At 52.7% G+C, this 18,294-nt stretch carries 32 protein-coding genes; 1 reads left to right on the forward strand and 31 read right to left on the reverse strand.

The window, feature by feature from the left end:
• Positions 1-106 precede the first annotated feature (106 nt).
• Positions 107-1,078, forward strand: a complete 972-nt coding sequence (locus tag M6D89_RS16020; RefSeq protein ID WP_253969109.1) for a glutathione S-transferase family protein — start codon at positions 107-109, stop codon at positions 1,076-1,078.
• A gap of 60 nt (positions 1,079-1,138) precedes the next feature.
• Here M6D89_RS16020 and rplQ read toward each other — a convergent pair whose 3' ends face one another.
• The 31 genes from rplQ to M6D89_RS16175 all read right to left on the reverse strand — a co-directional run bounded on the left by rplQ (position 1,139) and on the right by M6D89_RS16175 (position 18,201).
• On the reverse strand, positions 1,139-1,534 hold the full coding sequence (rplQ, locus tag M6D89_RS16025) for a 50S ribosomal protein L17 (RefSeq protein WP_253969110.1): 396 nt from the start codon (positions 1,532-1,534) through the stop codon (positions 1,139-1,141).
• Positions 1,535-1,607: 73 nt separating this feature from the next.
• Positions 1,608-2,597 carry a DNA-directed RNA polymerase subunit alpha gene (locus M6D89_RS16030; RefSeq protein ID WP_253969111.1) on the reverse strand — a complete coding sequence of 330 codons (990 nt, stop codon included), beginning with the start codon at positions 2,595-2,597 and terminating at the stop codon, positions 1,608-1,610.
• 26 nt (positions 2,598-2,623) lie between these two features.
• Positions 2,624-3,244, reverse strand: coding sequence for a 30S ribosomal protein S4 (gene rpsD, locus M6D89_RS16035; protein WP_253969112.1), 621 nt, complete (start codon positions 3,242-3,244; stop codon positions 2,624-2,626).
• 12 nt (positions 3,245-3,256) lie between these two features.
• Positions 3,257-3,652, reverse strand: coding sequence for a 30S ribosomal protein S11 (rpsK, locus tag M6D89_RS16040; protein ID WP_253969113.1), 396 nt, complete (start codon positions 3,650-3,652; stop codon positions 3,257-3,259).
• Positions 3,653-3,710: 58 nt separating this feature from the next.
• Entirely contained in the window at positions 3,711-4,067 is a 357-nt protein-coding gene (gene rpsM, locus M6D89_RS16045; RefSeq protein WP_253969114.1) for a 30S ribosomal protein S13, read from the reverse strand.
• A 251-nt stretch (positions 4,068-4,318) separates the two neighbouring features.
• Positions 4,319-4,435: a 50S ribosomal protein L36 gene (gene rpmJ / locus M6D89_RS16050; protein WP_020210089.1), complete on the reverse strand. Its 117-nt coding sequence runs from the start codon at positions 4,433-4,435 to the stop codon at positions 4,319-4,321.
• A gap of 22 nt (positions 4,436-4,457) precedes the next feature.
• Complete coding sequence (gene secY, locus M6D89_RS16055; protein WP_253969115.1) at positions 4,458-5,795, reverse strand: preprotein translocase subunit SecY; 1,338 nt, start codon at positions 5,793-5,795, stop codon at positions 4,458-4,460.
• Positions 5,796-5,804: 9 nt separating this feature from the next.
• Positions 5,805-6,239 carry a 50S ribosomal protein L15 gene (gene rplO, locus M6D89_RS16060; protein WP_253969116.1) on the reverse strand — a complete coding sequence of 145 codons (435 nt, stop codon included), beginning with the start codon at positions 6,237-6,239 and terminating at the stop codon, positions 5,805-5,807.
• Position 6,240: 1 nt separating this feature from the next.
• Positions 6,241-6,426, reverse strand: a complete 186-nt coding sequence (gene rpmD / locus M6D89_RS16065; protein WP_253969117.1) for a 50S ribosomal protein L30 — start codon at positions 6,424-6,426, stop codon at positions 6,241-6,243.
• A gap of 37 nt (positions 6,427-6,463) precedes the next feature.
• A complete protein-coding gene (gene rpsE, locus M6D89_RS16070; protein ID WP_253969118.1) occupies positions 6,464-6,973 on the reverse strand; it encodes a 30S ribosomal protein S5 in 510 nt (169 codons plus the stop codon).
• Between the two features lie 10 nt (positions 6,974-6,983).
• Positions 6,984-7,334: a 50S ribosomal protein L18 gene (rplR, locus tag M6D89_RS16075; RefSeq protein WP_253969119.1), complete on the reverse strand. Its 351-nt coding sequence runs from the start codon at positions 7,332-7,334 to the stop codon at positions 6,984-6,986.
• 10 nt (positions 7,335-7,344) lie between these two features.
• Complete coding sequence (rplF, locus tag M6D89_RS16080; RefSeq protein ID WP_253969120.1) at positions 7,345-7,884, reverse strand: 50S ribosomal protein L6; 540 nt, start codon at positions 7,882-7,884, stop codon at positions 7,345-7,347.
• An 11-nt stretch (positions 7,885-7,895) separates the two neighbouring features.
• A complete protein-coding gene (gene rpsH, locus M6D89_RS16085) occupies positions 7,896-8,288 on the reverse strand; it encodes a 30S ribosomal protein S8 (RefSeq protein ID WP_253969121.1) in 393 nt (130 codons plus the stop codon).
• Between the two features lie 30 nt (positions 8,289-8,318).
• Positions 8,319-8,624, reverse strand: a complete 306-nt coding sequence (rpsN, locus tag M6D89_RS16090) for a 30S ribosomal protein S14 (RefSeq protein WP_253969122.1) — start codon at positions 8,622-8,624, stop codon at positions 8,319-8,321.
• A gap of 10 nt (positions 8,625-8,634) precedes the next feature.
• The gene (gene rplE / locus M6D89_RS16095) at positions 8,635-9,174 is read right to left on the reverse strand and encodes a 50S ribosomal protein L5 (protein WP_253969123.1); all 540 of its coding nucleotides are present in this window, start codon (positions 9,172-9,174) and stop codon (positions 8,635-8,637) included.
• A gap of 5 nt (positions 9,175-9,179) precedes the next feature.
• Positions 9,180-9,494: a 50S ribosomal protein L24 gene (gene rplX / locus M6D89_RS16100; protein ID WP_253969124.1), complete on the reverse strand. Its 315-nt coding sequence runs from the start codon at positions 9,492-9,494 to the stop codon at positions 9,180-9,182.
• A gap of 36 nt (positions 9,495-9,530) precedes the next feature.
• Positions 9,531-9,899: a 50S ribosomal protein L14 gene (gene rplN / locus M6D89_RS16105; RefSeq protein WP_020210100.1), complete on the reverse strand. Its 369-nt coding sequence runs from the start codon at positions 9,897-9,899 to the stop codon at positions 9,531-9,533.
• A 38-nt stretch (positions 9,900-9,937) separates the two neighbouring features.
• Positions 9,938-10,204, reverse strand: coding sequence for a 30S ribosomal protein S17 (rpsQ, locus tag M6D89_RS16110; RefSeq protein ID WP_253969125.1), 267 nt, complete (start codon positions 10,202-10,204; stop codon positions 9,938-9,940).
• Positions 10,205-10,206: 2 nt separating this feature from the next.
• Complete coding sequence (rpmC, locus tag M6D89_RS16115; protein ID WP_020210102.1) at positions 10,207-10,398, reverse strand: 50S ribosomal protein L29; 192 nt, start codon at positions 10,396-10,398, stop codon at positions 10,207-10,209.
• Entirely contained in the window at positions 10,398-10,811 is a 414-nt protein-coding gene (rplP, locus tag M6D89_RS16120; protein ID WP_020210103.1) for a 50S ribosomal protein L16, read from the reverse strand. The genes rpmC and rplP overlap by 1 nt, the downstream gene beginning before the upstream one ends.
• Positions 10,812-10,823: 12 nt before the next feature.
• On the reverse strand, positions 10,824-11,504 hold the full coding sequence (gene rpsC / locus M6D89_RS16125) for a 30S ribosomal protein S3 (protein ID WP_253969126.1): 681 nt from the start codon (positions 11,502-11,504) through the stop codon (positions 10,824-10,826).
• Between the two features lie 13 nt (positions 11,505-11,517).
• Positions 11,518-11,850 carry a 50S ribosomal protein L22 gene (gene rplV / locus M6D89_RS16130; protein ID WP_253969127.1) on the reverse strand — a complete coding sequence of 111 codons (333 nt, stop codon included), beginning with the start codon at positions 11,848-11,850 and terminating at the stop codon, positions 11,518-11,520.
• A 25-nt stretch (positions 11,851-11,875) separates the two neighbouring features.
• Positions 11,876-12,154, reverse strand: coding sequence for a 30S ribosomal protein S19 (gene rpsS / locus M6D89_RS16135; RefSeq protein WP_253969128.1), 279 nt, complete (start codon positions 12,152-12,154; stop codon positions 11,876-11,878).
• A 33-nt stretch (positions 12,155-12,187) separates the two neighbouring features.
• A complete protein-coding gene (rplB, locus tag M6D89_RS16140) occupies positions 12,188-13,015 on the reverse strand; it encodes a 50S ribosomal protein L2 (protein ID WP_253969129.1) in 828 nt (275 codons plus the stop codon).
• 13 nt (positions 13,016-13,028) lie between these two features.
• Complete coding sequence (gene rplW / locus M6D89_RS16145) at positions 13,029-13,325, reverse strand: 50S ribosomal protein L23 (protein WP_253969130.1); 297 nt, start codon at positions 13,323-13,325, stop codon at positions 13,029-13,031.
• Complete coding sequence (rplD, locus tag M6D89_RS16150; protein WP_253969131.1) at positions 13,322-13,936, reverse strand: 50S ribosomal protein L4; 615 nt, start codon at positions 13,934-13,936, stop codon at positions 13,322-13,324. The genes rplW and rplD overlap by 4 nt, the downstream gene beginning before the upstream one ends.
• A gap of 20 nt (positions 13,937-13,956) precedes the next feature.
• The gene (gene rplC, locus M6D89_RS16155) at positions 13,957-14,595 is read right to left on the reverse strand and encodes a 50S ribosomal protein L3 (RefSeq protein ID WP_253969132.1); all 639 of its coding nucleotides are present in this window, start codon (positions 14,593-14,595) and stop codon (positions 13,957-13,959) included.
• Between the two features lie 108 nt (positions 14,596-14,703).
• Positions 14,704-15,015, reverse strand: coding sequence for a 30S ribosomal protein S10 (gene rpsJ / locus M6D89_RS16160; RefSeq protein ID WP_020210111.1), 312 nt, complete (start codon positions 15,013-15,015; stop codon positions 14,704-14,706).
• A gap of 321 nt (positions 15,016-15,336) precedes the next feature.
• On the reverse strand, positions 15,337-16,737 hold the full coding sequence (locus tag M6D89_RS16165; RefSeq protein WP_253969133.1) for an NAD(P)(+) transhydrogenase (Re/Si-specific) subunit beta: 1,401 nt from the start codon (positions 16,735-16,737) through the stop codon (positions 15,337-15,339).
• 12 nt (positions 16,738-16,749) lie between these two features.
• Positions 16,750-17,034, reverse strand: a complete 285-nt coding sequence (locus M6D89_RS16170; RefSeq protein WP_253969134.1) for an NAD(P) transhydrogenase subunit alpha part 2 — start codon at positions 17,032-17,034, stop codon at positions 16,750-16,752.
• Between the two features lie 9 nt (positions 17,035-17,043).
• A complete protein-coding gene (locus tag M6D89_RS16175; RefSeq protein WP_253969135.1) occupies positions 17,044-18,201 on the reverse strand; it encodes a Re/Si-specific NAD(P)(+) transhydrogenase subunit alpha in 1,158 nt (385 codons plus the stop codon).
• Between the last annotated feature and the right edge of the window lie 93 nt (positions 18,202-18,294).

An 18,294-nucleotide genomic window follows, 5' to 3' on the forward strand; every position in this document is an offset into this window, starting at 1 on the left:
TGATCGCTTTTTTCAATCATTCGCCGCTAGAGTTTCGGTGTTATTACTGATAGCGGCTGGTTATGCTATTCCAGATTAATGAATATTCCGCACCGAGGAGATTTCTATGGGACTGCTAGTCGATGGCCAGTGGCATGATAAGTGGTATGACACCAAGAGCAATGGCGGCAAGTTTATTCGCAGCGAATCTCAGTTTCGCCACTGGGTAACGCCGGACGGCTCACCGGGACCCTCGGGCGAGGGCGGCTTTAAGGCCGAAAAAGGCCGCTATCACCTGTATGTATCCCTCGCCTGCCCCTGGGCTCATCGCGCGCTCATAATGCGTAAACTCAAAGGGCTTGAGGACTATATTAGCCTGTCAGTGGTCAACCCACTGATGCTGGATAATGGTTGGACCTTTGAGGCGTCCGAGGGTGTGGTAGCCGACCCCATCCACGACGCTCAATTTCTTCATCAAGTCTATACCGCCGACACCCCCGACTATTCGGGTCGCGTTACCGTTCCTGTTCTCTGGGACAAACAAACCGGGCGTATCGTGAATAATGAATCCGCCGAAATTATTCGTATGCTGGGCAGCGCGTTTGACAGCATTGGGGCAAAACCTGGCAACTACTACCCAAACCATCTAAAGAGCGATATTGATGCGGTCAATGAAAAGGTTTACCACGAGGTCAATAATGGCGTGTATAAATCGGGGTTTGCTACCACCCAAGAGGCCTATGAAGAAGCGGTAGAGACTCTATTTAAACGCCTGGACTGGTTGGAAGAAAAGCTAGAGAGGAACCGTTATTTGACCGGCGATAAGATTACCGAGGCAGACTGGCGCCTGTTCACCACGTTAATACGATTTGATGCGGTTTATCACGGCCACTTTAAGTGCAACCACAAACGCATTGTGGATTACCCTAACTTATGGGGCTTTACCAAAGAGCTGTACCAGTGGCCGGGCGTCGCAGATACCGTGTGTTTTGCTCATATTAAAGAGCACTACTATCGCAGCCATACCATGATTAATCCCACGGGCATTGTGCCCACAGGACCTAGCCTATCGTTAGACGAACCTCACGGCCGGAATTAATCTGCCAGAACGCAAAAAAGCCGGCAAGCCGGCTTTTTTACTGCATGACGAAAACCGGGTTTATTCGGTTTCAGCCACTTCTTCCGCAACTGCATCTGCAGGACGACCGACCAGCTCAACATAAGCCATGGTGGCTTTGTCGCCGGCACGCAGGCCACACTTCAGAACACGCAGGTAACCACCAGGGCGAGCTTCGTAGCGCGGACCCAGCTCGGCAAACAACTTACCAACAGCTTGAGCATTGCGCAGACGAGCAAAAGCCAGACGGCGATTGGCTACGTTGTCGTTTTTAGCCAAAGTGATCAAAGGCTCGGCGTAACGACGAAGCTCTTTGGCTTTGGGCAGAGTTGTCTTAATCAGTTCATGCTCAACCAATGAAATGGTCATGTTGCGGAACATCGCTTTACGATGCGAACTGTTACGATTCAGTTTACGGCCACTATGACGATGACGCATGACGCTAAATCCTTCACTTATGATTGCTTCACAGCAATCTCGTTAACCCCCGCTGTAAGCGGGGCTTTATGAATTAATCTTCGTTGCGCAGGCTGGCCGGGGGCCAGTTTTCCAGGCGCATACCGAGAGACAGACCGCGCGAGGCGAGTACGTCTTTGATCTCGGTCAGAGACTTTTTACCCAAGTTCGGAGTCTTCAACAGCTCAACTTCAGTGCGCTGAATCAGATCGCCGATGTAGTAGATGTTTTCCGCTTTCAGGCAGTTGGCCGAACGAACGGTCAGCTCCAGATCATCGACCGGACGCAGAAGAACAGGATCAATCGCCTCTTCTTTCTCTTCCGGCTGAGATTGTGCTTCGCTTTCTAGGTCAACAAACACGGCCAGCTGCTGCTGCAGGATGGTCGCGGCGCGACGGATGGCTTCTTCGGGATCAATGGTACCGTTGGTTTCCAGATCCAGAATCAGCTTATCCAGGTCGGTGCGCTGCTCAACACGGGCGCTGTCTACACTGTAGGCAACGCGACGAACTGGGCTGTAAGACGCATCCAACTGCAGACGACCGATTGCACGATTTTCGTCTTCTTCCTGGCGACGGGCATCAGCGGGCTGATAACCACGGCCGCGAGCGACAGTCAGGCGCATGTTCAGGGTAATATCACCGGTGATATTGGCAATAACATGCTCGGGGTTTTTCACCTCGATGTCGTGATCGCCTTGAATATCGCCCGCGGTTACCACACCCGGACCTTTTTTGGTCAGAGTCAAAACCGCCTGATCTTTGCCGTGCATAACAACGGCTACGCCCTTGAGGTTAAGAAGGATCTCAATGACATCCTCACGAACACCCTCAATGTCGCTATACTCGTGCAAAACACCATCGATCTCGGCTTCGATAACGGCACAGCCAGCCATCGAAGACAGCAAGATACGACGCAGCGCATTGCCCAGTGTATGTCCGAAACCACGCTCCAGCGGCTCCAGCACGACCTTTGCGTGGGTCGGGCTGTTTTCGGTTACGTCGATATGACGCGGAGTCAAAAATTCGTTTACTGCAGTCTGCATAGCCACACCTGTTAACGGTTAATCCCTTACTTGGAGTAAAGCTCTACGATAAGGTTTTCGTTGATTTCAGCCGGCAAGTCGCTGCGATCGGGAACGCGCTTGAAAGAGCCTTCCTTCTTGTCAGCGTTTACTTCAACCCACTCGACATCAGCGCGCTGGCCCGACAGGGTCAGAGCGTTCTGAATACGCAGTTGGTTTTTAGCCTTCTCACGAACGGCTACAACGTCACCTTCAGCTACCTGGAAAGACGCGATGTTAACAGTCTGACCGTTAACCGTGATCGCCTTATGAGATACCAGCTGGCGTGCTTCAGCGCGCGTTGAGCCGAAGCCCATGCGGTAAACCACGTTATCCAAACGGCACTCCAGCAGCTTTAACAGGTTCTCACCGGTAGCGCCTTTGCGACGAGCAGCTTCTTTATAATAGCCGCGGAATTGCTTTTCCAACACACCGTAGGTGCGACGCACTTTTTGCTTCTCACGTAACTGAATACCATAGTCAGACAGGCGACCACGGCGTTGGCCGTGCATACCTGGAGCGGTTTCCAGTTTACATTTTGAGTCCAGCGCGCGTGCACCACTTTTAAGGAACAGGTCAGTGCCTTCGCGACGGGACAGCTTACAAGTTGGTCCAATATAACGTGCCATTAGTTTGCCCCCTTACACTCGACGTTTCTTCGGCGGACGGCATCCATTGTGCGGGATGGGCGTCACGTCTGTGATGTTGGTAATTTTATAACCAACGTTATTCAGGGCGCGGACGGCAGACTCACGGCCTGGCCCCGGGCCTTTCACTTCTACGTCAAGGTTTTTCAAGCCGTAATCTTTAGCGGCTTCACCGGCACGCTCTGCAGCTACCTGAGCCGCAAACGGGGTGCTTTTACGCGAACCGCGGAAACCAGAACCACCGGCGGTGGCCCAGCTCAGGGTATTACCCTGGCGGTCAGTGATCGTTACGATCGTGTTGTTAAAAGAGGCGTGGATGTGTGCAACACCGTCCGCTACCTGCTTTCTAACCTTTTTCTTGGTCGTGGCTTTATTACCTGGCTTGGCCATAGCAATCTCTTCCTAACTGTTGTTACCGTACTTTGAATGTGGGCGTAAGCGTCAAAAATTACTTCTTGATGGGCTTACGCGGACCTTTGCGGGTACGAGCGTTAGTCTTAGTACGCTGACCATTCACCGGCAAACTGCGACGGTGGCGTAAACCACGGTAGCATCCCAGATCCATCAAGCGTTTAATGTTCATAGACACAACACGACGCAGGTCACCCTCAACGGTAAACTTGCCCACTTCGGTGCGAAGCTGGTCTACCTGCTCTTCAGACAAAGAGCCGATTTTGGCATCCTCAGCAACGCCGGTAGCAGCACAGATCTGCTTGGCGGTGGTCCGGCCTACCCCATAGATGTAAGTCAGGGATATAACCGCGTGTTTATGGTCTGGTATGTTTACACCAGCAATACGGGCCATTCAAATTACTCCAGTAACTCTAAAATTGCAGCGTTGACGTGGAAATACCCCACCCCTGACGCTCTCGATAAAAAGGCGCGCAAGGATAGCGATAAAACCACAAAAAAGCAATAGCCTGATGATTTCTCATCAGACGACAGTCAACGCCCCCTAGTGTGCAAGCCAGCCGTTATCATCGTTCAGCTGGCAGAAAAGGTGGCAATATTGCCACCTTTTCTGGCCGACGGGCGGCAAGCCGCCCACCGTCTTGCTTAGCCTTGACGCTGCTTGTGGCGTGGCTCGGCGTTGCAGATTACCCGCAGAACACCGTTGCGACGTACCATTTTGCAGTTTCGGCAAATCTTTTTAACAGAAGCACGAACTTTCATGATCCTACCCTTTAACTTCGGGTTAGCGAGCGTTGCCGCTGCCGTACCCCTTCAAGTTTGATTTCTTCATCAGTGATTCATACTGATGCGACATCAAGTGAGCCTGCACCTGGGACATAAAGTCCATTACCACCACCACCACAATAAGTAGCGAGGTACCGCCCAGGTAGAATGGCACGTTAGCCGCCACTACCAGGAACTGAGGCATCAGACAAACTACCGACATATAAACAGCGCCGATAACCGTCAAACGGGTCAGAACACTGTCAATATATTTGGCCGATTGCTCGCCGGGACGAATCCCCGGAATATAAGCACCTGATTTTTTCAGGTTGTCTGCAACTTCTTTAGGGTTAAACATCAACGCCGTATAAAAGAAGCAGAAAAAGGCAATCAAGCCGGTAAACAAAAGCACATTCAGCGGCTGGCCGGGGCCAATAGCCAGAGCAAAATCCTGCAGGAAGTTACTCACCGGGCCGTCACCACCCTCACCGAACCACTGCGCAATAGACGCCGGGAACAGCAAGATAGAGCTGGCAAAAATCGCCGGAATCACGCCCGCCATGTTGATCTTAAGCGGCAAGTGACTGGTCTGCGCAGCGTAAGCCTGACGGCCCTGCTGGCGCTTGGCGTAGTTCACCGTAATACGGCGCTGGCCGCGTTCGATGCGCACAATACACCAAATCACGAAAATAGCCAGTACCGCGATGCCCAAGAGCATCAAAATATTCAGGTCGCCCTGACGAGCGCTCTCAAAAGCCGCCCCAATGGCACTTGGGAAGCCAGCAACAATACCCGCGAAGATCAGCATGGATATACCATTGCCGATACCGCGCTCGGTAACCTGCTCACCCAACCACATCATAAACACGGCGCCGGTGACCAGAGACACAACAGCAATAAAGTAAAACGCTATTGTGGGCTCGCCACCATAGGCAAAACCGGAGAAGCTAACCGCCATAGCCATCGCCTGAACGGTTGCCAGTACCACAGTGCCGTAACGGGTATACTGGTTAATCTTACGACGCCCAGCGTCCCCTTCCTTTTTTAACTGCTCCAACGACGGTGTCACCGCAGTCATTAACTGCATAATGATCGACGCTGAAATGTAGGGGAAGATACCCAGCGCAAGAATACTCATGCGCTCCAGAGCACCACCCGAGAACATATTAAACAGGCCTAGCACCGTTCCCTGATTCTGATTAAACAGATCGGCAACCCGGTCGGGGTCAAGCCCCGGAACGGGAATGTGGGTACCGATCCGGTAAACCACTATTGCCAAAAACAGAAAACGAAGGCGAGCCCAAAGCTCGCCCAATCCTTTTTGATTTGCTAACGGCAGATTACCGGGAGTTGCCATTGGCACCTCTTACTCTTCGATTTTTCCGCCCGCCGCTTCAATGGCAGCTTTGGCGCCTTTAGTTACAGCCAAACCTTTCACTGTAACGGCTTTGGTTACTTCGCCAGAGGCAAAGATTTTGGCTCGCTTGATGTGCGCACCGATCACGTCGGCTTGCTTCAAGGTTTCCAAATCTACCACTTCGCCTTCTACCTTGTTCAGCTCGTTCAAGCGAACTTCGGCAGTCACACGGCCCACTCGTGAAGAGAAGCCGTATTTGGGCAGGCGTTTCTGCAGCGGCATCTGACCGCCTTCGAAACCTGGCTTAACCGTACCGCCTGAGCGAGACTTTAAACCCTTGTGGCCGCGACCTGCGGTTTTACCCAGGCCACTACCAATACCACGGCCAACACGCTTTTTGCTGTGGGTGCTGCCGGGAGCGGGACTCAGCGTATTAAGACGCATGTTACTCTCCCTCTACCTTAATCAGATAGTTCACTTTGTTAATCATGCCACGGGTTGAAGGAGTGTCTTCAACTTCAACAGTGTGACCGATACGACGCAGTCCCAAACCTGTAACACAAGCCTGATGGTTCTTCAGACGGCCTGCGGTACTCTTGATCTGAGTCACCTTAATCATTTTCTTAGCCATGCTCGTATACCGCTTTCCTAAAATCGGTTTAAACCGATTAGTTCAGAATATCTTCTACGCTCTTACCACGCTTGGCGGCAACTGCTTCAGGAGCAGCCATGTCGCGCAGCGCGTTGTAAGTAGCGCGAACCACGTTTACCGGATTGGTAGAACCGTAGCACTTAGCAAGAACGTTCTGTACACCGGCGATTTCCAGTACAGCGCGCATAGCACCACCGGCAATTACACCAGTACCGGGAGAAGCCGGCTGCATGTATACCTTAGAGGCACCGTGGCGACCTTTGGTGGCGTACTGCAGTGTATCACCATTCAGGTCTACAGAAATCATATTGCGGCGCGCCGCCTCCATTGCTTTTTGAATCGCAACAGGTACTTCGCGCGCTTTACCGCGGCCGAAACCTACCTTTCCGTTACCGTCGCCAACGACAGTAAGTGCGGTGAAGGCAAAGATACGACCACCTTTAACAGTTTTAGCAACACGGTTAACTTGTACCAGCTTTTCCTGGAAGCCTTCGTTGTTGCTATCGTCTTTTTTAGTAAAAGCCATGTCTTTACCCTTAGAATTCCAGTCCAGCTTCACGCGCGGCATCAGCCAATGCCTTTACGCGACCGTGATATTTGAACCCACTGCGGTCAAAGGCAACCTGGGTGATACCAGCGGCTTTAGCACGCTCGGCGATCAACTCGCCCACGGCTTTCGCTGCATCGGTGTTGCCAGTGGCTCCACTGCGCAGTGATTTGTCCAGAGTAGAAGCGCTCGCTAAAACGCTGCCTCCATCCTGGGCAATAATTTGTGCGTAAATGTGACGTGGCGTGCGGTGAACGGCCAGGCGAGTTACGCCCAACTGACGGATCTTGGCACGGGCACGGCGCGCACGGCGAAGACGAGATTGCTTCTTTTCGCTCATAACCTAGCCCCTACTTCTTCTTAGCTTCTTTACGACGTACTTGTTCGTCAGCGAAGCGTACACCTTTACCTTTATAGGGCTCTGGCGGACGAAGCGCGCGGATCTCCGCGGCCACCTGACCGAGCAACTGCTTATCAGCGCTCTTAAGTACGACATCGGTCTGGCTCGGAGTTTCCACTGTGACACCTTCTGGTACGGTGTAATCCACAGGGTTAGAGAAACCCAAAGACAGGTTTACAGTGCTACCTGTAGCTTTAGCACGGTAACCAACGCCAACCAACTGCAGCTTTTTCTCAAAGCCTTCAGTTACGCCGACCATCATGTTACCTACCAAGGCACGCATAGTGCCCGCCAAAGCGATAGATTCCTGCTTGGCACCACCGTCGCGGGCAGAAAAGCGAAGGACATTGTCCTCCTGCTTAACTTCTACTGCCTCGTGAACGGTCACTGCCAACGTACCTTTGCTGCCTTTTAAGCTAAGTTCTTGCCCGTTAAGGGTGACATTAACAGCAGCAGGCACTTCAACCGGACTGTTTGCAACTCGTGACATGATTCTTCCCGTTAGAATACTGTGCAGAGGACTTCGCCACCTACGCCCTGGGCGCGTGCAGCACGATCAGTCATAACACCTTTACTGGTCGAAACGATGGCAACACCCAGGCCGTTGCGAACACTCGGCAGCTCGGTTTTACCAGCGTAGTTACGCAAACCGGGACGACTAACGCGGTCGAGTTCCGCGATTACCGGCTTGCCTTCAAAATATTTCAGCTCGATGGTCAGCTCGGCCTTGGGGCCTTCGCTTACAGAGAAGTCCTTAACATAACCTTCTTCTACCAGCACCTTGGCAACACTTGCCTTAAGCTTAGAAGAAGGCATGGTTACTTCCGCCTTACCAACTTGCAGCGCATTACGAATGCGGGTCAGCATATCTGCCAACGGATCTTGCATACTCATCTGAATCTGCTCCTATAAATGGGCCTGAGCTTACCAGCTCGACTTAACCAGACCCGGGACGTCACCGCGCATAGCCGCTTCACGCAGCTTGTGACGGCAAAGACCAAACTTACGATAAACACCGTGTGGACGGCCGGTTACACGGCAGCGGTTGCGCTGGCGTGCAGGGCTTGCGTCACGAGGCAGTTTCTGCAACTTGGTTTGCGCTTCCCACACTTGCTCTTCAGATGAAGCAGGGCTGGAAACAATCGCCTTGAGCTCAGCGCGCTTGGCAGCGTATTTCTGAACCAGACGTGCACGTTTTGCTTCGCGTGCGATCATAGATTTTTTAGCCATGTCTCTACCCTTAGCCTTTGAACGGGAAGTTAAACGCTTTCAACAAAGCGCGTCCTTCTTCGTCAGTGCGTGCCGACGTGGTGATACAAATATCCAGACCGCGAAGCTTGTCTACTTTGTCGTAGTCAATTTCGGGGAAGATGATTTGCTCAGTCACACCCATAGAGAAGTTGCCACGGCCGTCAAATTGCTTCGGGCTGATACCGCGAAAGTCGCGCACACGAGGGATAGAGATCGAAATCAGACGATCCAAAAACTCGTACATGCGGTCTTGACGCAGGGTCACTTTACAGCCGATCGGCCAGCCATCACGGATTTTAAAACCTGCGATAGACTTACGAGCCTTGGTTACGACTACCTTTTGACCAGCAATCTTTTCCAGATCGCCCACAGCGTTTTCAAGCACTTTCTTATCGCCCACTGCTTCACCAACACCCATGTTGATGGTGATTTTAGTGATGCGCGGCACTTCCATAACGTTCGCCAAACCCAACTCTTCTTTCAGTTTGGGAGCGATTTCTTTGCTGTATACTTCTTTAAGCCTAGCCATGTTACTTACGCCCCTACGGCTTCGCCATTGGATTTGAAGACGCGAACTTTCTTATCGCCTTCAACCTTGAAGCCAACACGATCAGCTTTTCCAGTTGCCGCGTTGTAAATGGCAACATTGGAAACATGAATAGCGGCTTCTTTCTCAACAATACCACCAGCAACACCCATTTGCGGGTTTGGCTTCTGGTGCTTCTTGACGAGATTGATACCAGATACGATCACTTTGTCATTAGCAAGAACGCGAACTACTTTTCCACGCTTGCCTTTGTCGCGACCGGCGATAACAATCACTTCGTCATCACGTTTAATCTTACGCATTTGTCTGCCCTCGTCTCTCTAACTCTGTCAAAGTGCTTAAAGCACTTCCGGCGCCAGAGAAATGATTTTCATGAATTTCTCGCCGCGCAACTCACGAGTCACGGGTCCGAAAATACGTGTACCAACCGGAGCATCCTGGTTGTTCAGCAGTACAGCAGCGTTGTCGTCGAACTTGATCAACGAACCGTCCTGACGACGCACACCGCGCTTGGTGCGCACCACTACCGCCTTCATTACCTGGCCTTTTTTCACCTTACCGCGTGGAATGGCTTCCTTTACGGTAACTTTGATGATGTCACCCACGGCTGCGTAACGACGGTGGGAGCCGCCAAGCACCTTGATGCACTGGACACGGCGTGCGCCGCTGTTGTCCGCTACATCTAAGTAGGATTCTGTTTGAATCATCGTCCGTCTCCGAAACTAATTTATGCCGCAAGAAATCCTTAGATTTCGGTTGCGCGCTCTTCAATTTTCACCAAAGCCCATGACTTACTTTTAGACAGCGGACGTGACTCAGCAATGGTCACGGTATCGCCCATCTTGGACTCGTTGTTTTCGTCATGCGCTTTCAGCTTGGATGACTTACTAACGTACTTGCCGTAAATCGGGTGCTTAACGCGACGCTCGATCAATACTGTGATGGTTTTATCCATCTTGTCGCTGACGACTTTACCAGTCAGTGTACGAGCCAGTTGTTCTGTCTGAGCCATCGTTAATTACCTGCCTTTTGTCTAAGCGCCGTTTTGATGCGAGCAATATCTTTACGAGTTTGCGACAACAAGTGAGTCTGGCTCAACTGGCCAGTCGACGCTTGCATACGCAGCTTAAACTGCTCTTTCAGCTGGGCAAGCAACTCGTTGTTCAGCTCTTCAACGGACTTTTCCCGGAGTTCTGAAGCTTTCATCACATCACCGAACGTTTAACGAATGTTGTAGTAATTGGCAACTTTGCCGCAGCCAGCGCAAAAGCTTCACGAGCCAGCTCTTCGCTTACACCGTCCATTTCATACAGGACTTTGCCTGGGCAAATTTGTGCCACCCAGTATTCGACGTTACCCTTACCTTTACCCTGACGAACTTCCAGAGGCTTTTCGGTAATAGGCTTATCCGGGAATACTCGGATCCAAATTTTACCGCCACGCTTAATGTGACGAGTCATAGCACGACGGGCCGCTTCGATCTGACGTGCTGTAATACGACCGCGACCAGTCGCTTTCAATCCAAAGTCGCCAAAGCTAACTTTGGAGCCGCGATGGGCCAAACCGCGGTTGCGGCCTTTCTGTTGCTTGCGAAACTTCGTACGCTTCGGTTGCAGCATCTTGCGTACCCCTTACTTAGACTTTGAGCCTTTTTTCTTAGACGCGGTCTCGGTGGTGTCAACATCACCGATAATCTCGCCTTTGAAAATCCAAACTTTAACGCCAATAATCCCGTAGGTTGTCGACGCCTCGGCGGTGTTGTAGTCGATGTTCGCACGCAGAGTGTGCAGCGGAACTCGACCTTCGCGGTACCATTCAGAGCGTGCAATCTCAGCACCTCCAAGACGGCCACCTACCTGAATCTTGATACCCTCGGCACCTTGACGCATGGCGTTTTGCACAGCGCGCTTCATAGCACGACGGAACATAACGCGACGCTCAAGCTGAGAGGCAACGCCCTGGGCTACCAGAGCCGCATCCAGATCAGGCTTGCGAATTTCTTCAATGTTAATGTGAACAGGCACGCCCATTTTCTGGCTCACTTCAGCGCGCAGACGATCTACGTCTTCGCCTTTTTTACCAATCACGATACCTGGACGGGCAGTGTGAATGGTGATGCGAGCCGTGTTAGCGGGGCGCTCGATATCAACGCGGCTAACAGAGGCATTTGCCAGTTTGTCCTGGATGAACTTACGCACTTCCAGATCGTTGTTCAGTTTGTCTGCGTACTCTTCGTTGCCCGCATACCAAGTAGAGGTATGGCTTTTGACAATACCCAGACGAATACCTGTCGGATGTACTTTCTGACCCATAACGCCTACTCTCTTACTGATCGGCTACTTTTACGGTGATATGACAAGTGCGCTTCAAAATACGGTCTGCACGACCTTTTGCGCGCGGCATGATACGTTTCATAACCATGCCTTCATCCACAAAAATCGTGGACACTTTCAGCTCGTCAATATCAGCACCTTCGTTATGCTCGGCATTCGCAATCGCAGACTCGAGCACTTTCTTTACTATCACGGCGCCCTTCTTCGGACTAAAAGTCAGAATATCAAGAGCTTCTTCAACGCCTTTACCGCGAATCTGGTCAGCGACCAAACGCGCTTTCTGCGCCGACAGACGAGCACCGCGTAATTTTGCTGCTACTTCCATCGTATTACCTCGTAGGCACTAGCGCTTAGCGCTTTTTAGCTTTTTTGTCTGCAATGTGACCGCGGTAAGTGCGGCTCGCTGCAAACTCGCCCAATTTGTGCCCAACCATCTCTTCGTTGATCAGGACCGGCACGTGTTGACGCCCGTTGTGTACCGCCAGAGTCAAGCCAACCATCTCCGGAAGAATCATGGAGCGGCGAGACCAGGTTTTGATCGGGCGACGATCATTTTTTTCGATCGCTGCTTCGACCTTCTTAATCAGGTGAAGATCGATAAAAGGACCTTTCTTCAGTGAACGTGGCACTGTTGCTTCCTCTTTAGGTTATCAGGTCGTCAATTATCGCTTGTCGCGACGACGAACTATCATCTTATCGGTACGCTTGTTCTTGCGCGTCTTATAACCCTTGGTTGGAGTACCCCAAGGCGAGATCGGATGACGGCCACCAGAGGTACGACCTTCACCACCACCGTGCGGGTGATCAACCGGGTTCATCGCAACACCGCGAACAGTTGGGCGTACACCGCGCCAGCGCTTGGCACCTGCTTTACCCAGAGAACGCAGGCTGTGCTCGCTGTTGGAGACTTCGCCCAAAGTGGCGCGACACTCCGACAGCACTCGACGGGTCTCACCGCTGCGCAAGCGCAGAGTGGCGTAAACACCATCGCGAGCTACCAGCTGAGCTGAAGTACCGGCCGAACGTGCGATTTGCGCACCTTTGCCAGGCTTAAGCTCAACACAGTGAACCACGCTACCCACAGGAATGTTGCGCAAAGGCAGAGCATTACCGGGCTTAATAGACGCAGCGTCACCAGATTCGATTTTATCGCCAGCCTTCAGGCCTTTAGGGGCGATAATGTAACGACGCTCACCGTCGGCGTAGCACACCAGTGCGATATAAGCCGTGCGGTTCGGATCGTATTCAACACGCTCAATAGTCGCCGGAATACCGTCTTTATTGCGACGGAAGTCGATCAGACGATAATGCTGCTTGTGACCACCACCGATGTGACGAGTAGTGATTCGACCAGCGTTGTTACGACCGCCAGAGCGAGACTGCTTTTCCAACAAGGGCGCGTAAGGCGCACCTTTGTGCAAGTCCGGATTGACGACGCTTACTACAAAGCGGCGACCGGGCGAGGTTGGTTTACGTTTTACAATAGCCATTGCAACAATCCCCTTACTCAGCTACCGCAAAGTCGATGTCTTGACCTTGCTCAAGGCGCACGTAAGCTTTTTTCCAGTCACTGCGCTTGCCGAGACCGTAGCGTGTACGCTTGGTTTTGCCTTTAACGTTCAGAATGCGAACTTGCTCAACCTTAGTGTCGAACAGCGCCTGAACAGCGGCTTTAACTTCAAGTTTGGTAGCATCAGCGGCAACTTTAAATACCACTTGGTTACCAGCTTCACCTGCGGCAGCTGCCTTCTCGGAAACCACCGGGCCTAACAAGACTTTATAGATGCGTTCTTGGCTCATCCCAGGATCTCCTCGAATTTCTTCATCGCAGCTACAGTCACTACAACTTTGTCGAAGCGGATCAGGCTAACCGGATCGATACCGGCAACATCAAGAACATCAACCTTGTGCAGGTTGCGTGAAGCCAGGTACAAACCTTCGCTCACTTCTTGAGTCACAATCAGCGCTTCAGACATGCCGTACTGAGCCAGCTTTTGCACCAGAGCCTTGGTTTTGGGAGCTTCTAAATCAAACTCTTCAACCACTACCAGACGCTCCTGGCGGTTCAGCTCGGACAGAATGCAACGCAGTGCTGCGCGGTACATTTTCTTGTTCAGCTTTTGCTCGAAGCTACGAGGCTTAGCCGCGAAAGTAGTACCACCTGAGCGCCAGATTGGGCTGCGGATAGTACCGGCACGAGCGCGACCAGTGCCTTTTTGACGCCAGGGCTTCTTACCGCCACCGGCTACTTCAGAGCGAGTTTTCTGGGCCTTGGTACCCTGACGTGCGCCCGCCATATAAGCGGTAACCGCCTGGTGAACCAGGTCCTGATTAAATTCTTTGCCGAAGGCAACCTCAGACACTTTCAAAGTACCGTTGGAGCCGCCGGGAGTAACTATATTTAATTCCATGGTCGATTCCCCTAGGACAATTAGCTGCGCGCTTTAACTGCTGGACGCACAATAACGTCACTTCCGGGAGCTCCCGGAATGGCACCTTTGACCAACAGCAGATTGCGTTCGGCGTCAACGCGAACCACCTCAAGATTCTGAACGGTTACACGCTCAGCACCCATATGGCCCGACATTTTTTTGCCCTTAAAGACGCGGCCCGGAGTTTGGCACTGGCCAATAGAACCCGGAGCACGGTGAGAAAGTGAGTTACCGTGGGTAGCGTCTTGCATGTGGAAGTTCCAGCGCTTAACTGTACCTGCAAAACCTTTACCCTTGGAGGTGCCGGTGACATCCACAACTTGACCGGCCTCAAATGCAGAGACAGTCAGCTCGGAACCAGCTTCGAAATTTTCTTCAGAATTGTTACGCAACTCCCACAAACCACGTCCAGCTTCGTTGTTAGACTTAGCGAAGTGACCTGCAGCAGATTTGCTAACACGGGAGGCACGACGAGACCCTACGGTAACCTGCACAGCACTGTAACCGTCGGTTTCTACATTCTTAACCTGAGTGATGCGATTGGGAGAAACCTCAATCACAGACACGGGAATGGAAACACCATCATCGGTAAATATACGAGTCATACCGCTTTTGCGGCCGACAATACCAATCGTCATTTTACTAACCTCTTAGTGTACGGGGCTTTTACCCGCTATGGCCGCCCATTTCAGAGCGTTACACAAAGCCGAATAAATTGTTTTATTCGGCCAGACATTTACAAGTTTTTAGCCGAGACTAATCTGAACCTCAACGCCTGCAGCCAAATCAAGCTTCATCAGGGCATCTACGGTTTTTTCAGTAGGCTCAACGATATCGAGCAAACGCTTGTGTGTACGAATCTCGTACTGATCGCGCGCATCTTTGTTAACGTGCGGAGAGATCAATACAGTGAAGCGCTCCTTACGGGTCGGCAACGGAATAGGGCCGCGCACTTGGGCGCCTGTGCGTTTAGCGGTCTCAACGATCTCCTGGGTAGAAGAATCGATAAGCTTGTGATCAAAAGCCTTCAGGCGAATCCGAATGCGTTGATTCTGCATGTGAACCAAACTCCAATAATAACTTTAAAGAACAACCCATTTCGGCAAGACCACCGGGGCCCGTGCAAAATGGAGGCGCAATATTAATGACCGACCCGGTCGCTGTCAACCAAAAACCGGGAAAAACTGTAAATTTTTTAACCAGCGGAAAAACAACACCCAGAGAAGGTCAGTCGCCACCCGATAAGCGCCGGGCGGGGCGCGCATTGTAGCGGCTTTGCCGCCCAATACAAGTACTGTGCGAAAATAAATCAGAGTTAATATATAGAAGAAGGAAAACCGGGCACCTAAGTCCACCTGGGCACCCCGGTAAAGGTAAAATCAATCCAGCGAACGCAGCACCGACTCGACCATTTTCTTAGCGTCGCCAAACAGCATCATCGTATTGTCGCGAAAGAACAGCTCGTTCTGCACTCCGGCATAGCCCGACGCCATACCGCGCTTGACGAAGAGAACCGTTTTGGCTTTTTCCACCTCGAGGATGGGCATCCCGTAGATAGGGCTAGTCGGATCACTCTTGGCGGCGGGGTTGGTCACATCATTGGCACCAATCACAAATGCAACGTCGGCCTGCTGAAACTCGCTGTTAATATCCTCAAGCTCGAACACCTCGTCGTAAGACACATTGGCCTCCGCCAGCAGGACATTCATATGCCCCGGCATACGGCCCGCCACCGGATGAATCGCGTAGCTGACCTTTACCCCCGCCTTTTTAAGCTCGTCACCCATCTCGCGCAGGGCGTGCTGCGCCTGGGCCACCGCCATACCATAGCCAGGCACAATAATCACCGAACCCGCATTTTTCATGATAAAGGCGGCATCTTCGGCACTGCCCTGCTTAACCGGCCGGTCCTCTTCTGCGCCACCAGCGCCTGCGGCTGACGAATCGCCCCCAAAGCCCCCGAGAATGACATTAAAGAAAGAGCGATTCATGCCCTTACACATAATGTACGAGAGGATGGCGCCCGATGACCCCACCAGCGCCCCGGTGATAATCAGCGCCGAATTATGTAGAGTAAAACCAATACCGGCCGCAGCCCAACCCGAGTAGGAGTTAAGCATACTGACCACCACCGGCATATCGGCGCCACCAATGGGTATGATCAACAAAAAACCCAACACAAAAGCCAGCGCCACCAACGACCAAAACACCCAGGGCGACTGATCGACGCAAAAATAGGCCACCAGCCCCAGCGCCGCCACCCCCAGCAGAGCATTTAACCAGTGCTGCCCCGCAAAGACCACGGGCTTACCCGACACCAGCCCCTGCAACTTGGCAAAGGCGATTACCGAACCCGAGAAGGTAATGGCGCCGATCATCGCACCCAGGCTCATCTCAACCCGGCTGGCAACAAAAATACGGCCCGCCGCATCCAGCAAATCAAACGAGGCCGGATTAGCGTAGGCCGCCCCAGCCACCAGCACCGCCGCCAACCCCACCAGCGAATGAAAGGCTGCCACCAACTGAGGCATGGCCGTCATGGCAATACGCGAGGCGATCAGCAGCCCCACAGCGCCACCCACAACCACCGAACCGATAATCCAGCCGTAAGAGGTGATTTCAGGGCTGAGAATAGTGGTCCCCACCGCGATAGCCATACCCAGCATGCCCATCATATTCCCCGCCCGTGAGGTTTCCGGCGAGGACAAACCCCGCAAGGCGAGAACGAACAGTACCGCAGCCACCAGATAGGCGAGCGCCGTCATATTTTGCATATCCATAGTGCGCCTCCGCTACTTCTTCTTTTTATACATGGCCAGCATGCGCTGGGTGACGGCAAACCCGCCAAAGATATTCACCGATGCCAGCGCCACCGCAATACAGCCGAACACTTTCGCCTGAGTCATATCAACAGGGCCCGCCGCGATCAGAGCCCCCACCACAATAACGCTAGAAATCGCATTGGTGACGGCCATAAGCGGGGTATGCAACGCGGGCGTCACACTCCACACCACGTAGTAGCCGACAAATATTGCCAACACAAAAATAGACAACTGAGAAACAAAATCGCCGTGCATAGCGACCTCCTAGTTATTATGGGTAAAGGCGTCATGAACAACCGCGCCCTCATAAGTCAAAGCCGAGGCGGCGACGATTTCATCATCAAAATCAAGCTTTAGCTTAGGGGCATCGCCCTGCTCGACCAGCGGCGTCAGATAATTGAGTAAATTTTTGGCATAGAGCGAGCTGGCATCGGTCGCCAACCGACTGGGCACATTAAAATGGCCGATTATTTTTACCCCGCCCACTTCGGCCACTTCTCCGGCAACTGCAGCGGTGCAGTTGCCGCCCTGCTCTACCGCCAAATCCACTATGACCGAACCGGGACGCATACTGGCCACCATGTCATCGTTAACCAGAATTGGCGCCTTGCGCCCGGGAATAAGCGCGGTACAAATCACGATATCCTGGGTTTTAATGGTCTCGGCTACCAGCTCGGCCTGGCGGCGCTTAAAGTCTTCGCTCATTTCCTTGGCATATCCGCCGGCAGTTTCCGCCTCGCGGGTTTCGTCAGACTCGACCATCACGAAGCGCCCACCCAGGCTCTCCACCTGCTCTTTGGCCGCCGGGCGTACATCGGTTGCCGAGACTATCGCCCCCAGACGCTTGGCAGTGGCAATCGCCTGCAAACCGGCGACCCCTGCCCCCAACACCATAACCTTGGCAGGGGCCACGGTGCCGGCGGCGGTCATCATCATAGGCATGGCACGATCGTATTCGTAAGCGGCATCCAACACCGCTTTATAGCCGGCCAAATTACTTTGCGAGCTGAGCACATCCATGCTTTGCGCCCGGGTAATGCGGGGCACAAACTCCAGCGCTATCGCCGTAACACCCGCATGGGCGTAGGCAGGGACAGATTCGGGAGCATTAAAAGGAGAAAGAAGGGCGAGCAAAAGCGCGTCGCGAGGCACTAGAGCCAGCTCGTCAAGCTCGCCCTCATCGTCGCGCAGCGGCGCCTGCACCTTAAGAACCACACCGGCACCGGCGTAGAGCTTTTCCAAGTCGGGCTCGATTACCGCACCCGCGGCCGCGTAAAGCTCGTCAGGCAACTGCGCCTGCCGCCCCGCCCCGGCCTCTATCACCACCTCAAACCCCATGGCGATATACTTTTTAACAGTATCCGGAGTGGCCGCCACCCGCTTTTCATGGGCGCGACGCTCCCTTGGCACGGCTATCTTCATAGACTTACCTCGCTTATTGTTATCGTTTTGAATGTAGGCGCCAGCCGCAGATTGCGCAAGCGCAGAACCAAAGTATTGAAGCGAGCGATAGGG

Source organism: Gilvimarinus xylanilyticus (assembly GCF_024195295.1).
Lineage (GTDB): Bacteria > Pseudomonadota > Gammaproteobacteria > Pseudomonadales > Cellvibrionaceae > Gilvimarinus > Gilvimarinus xylanilyticus.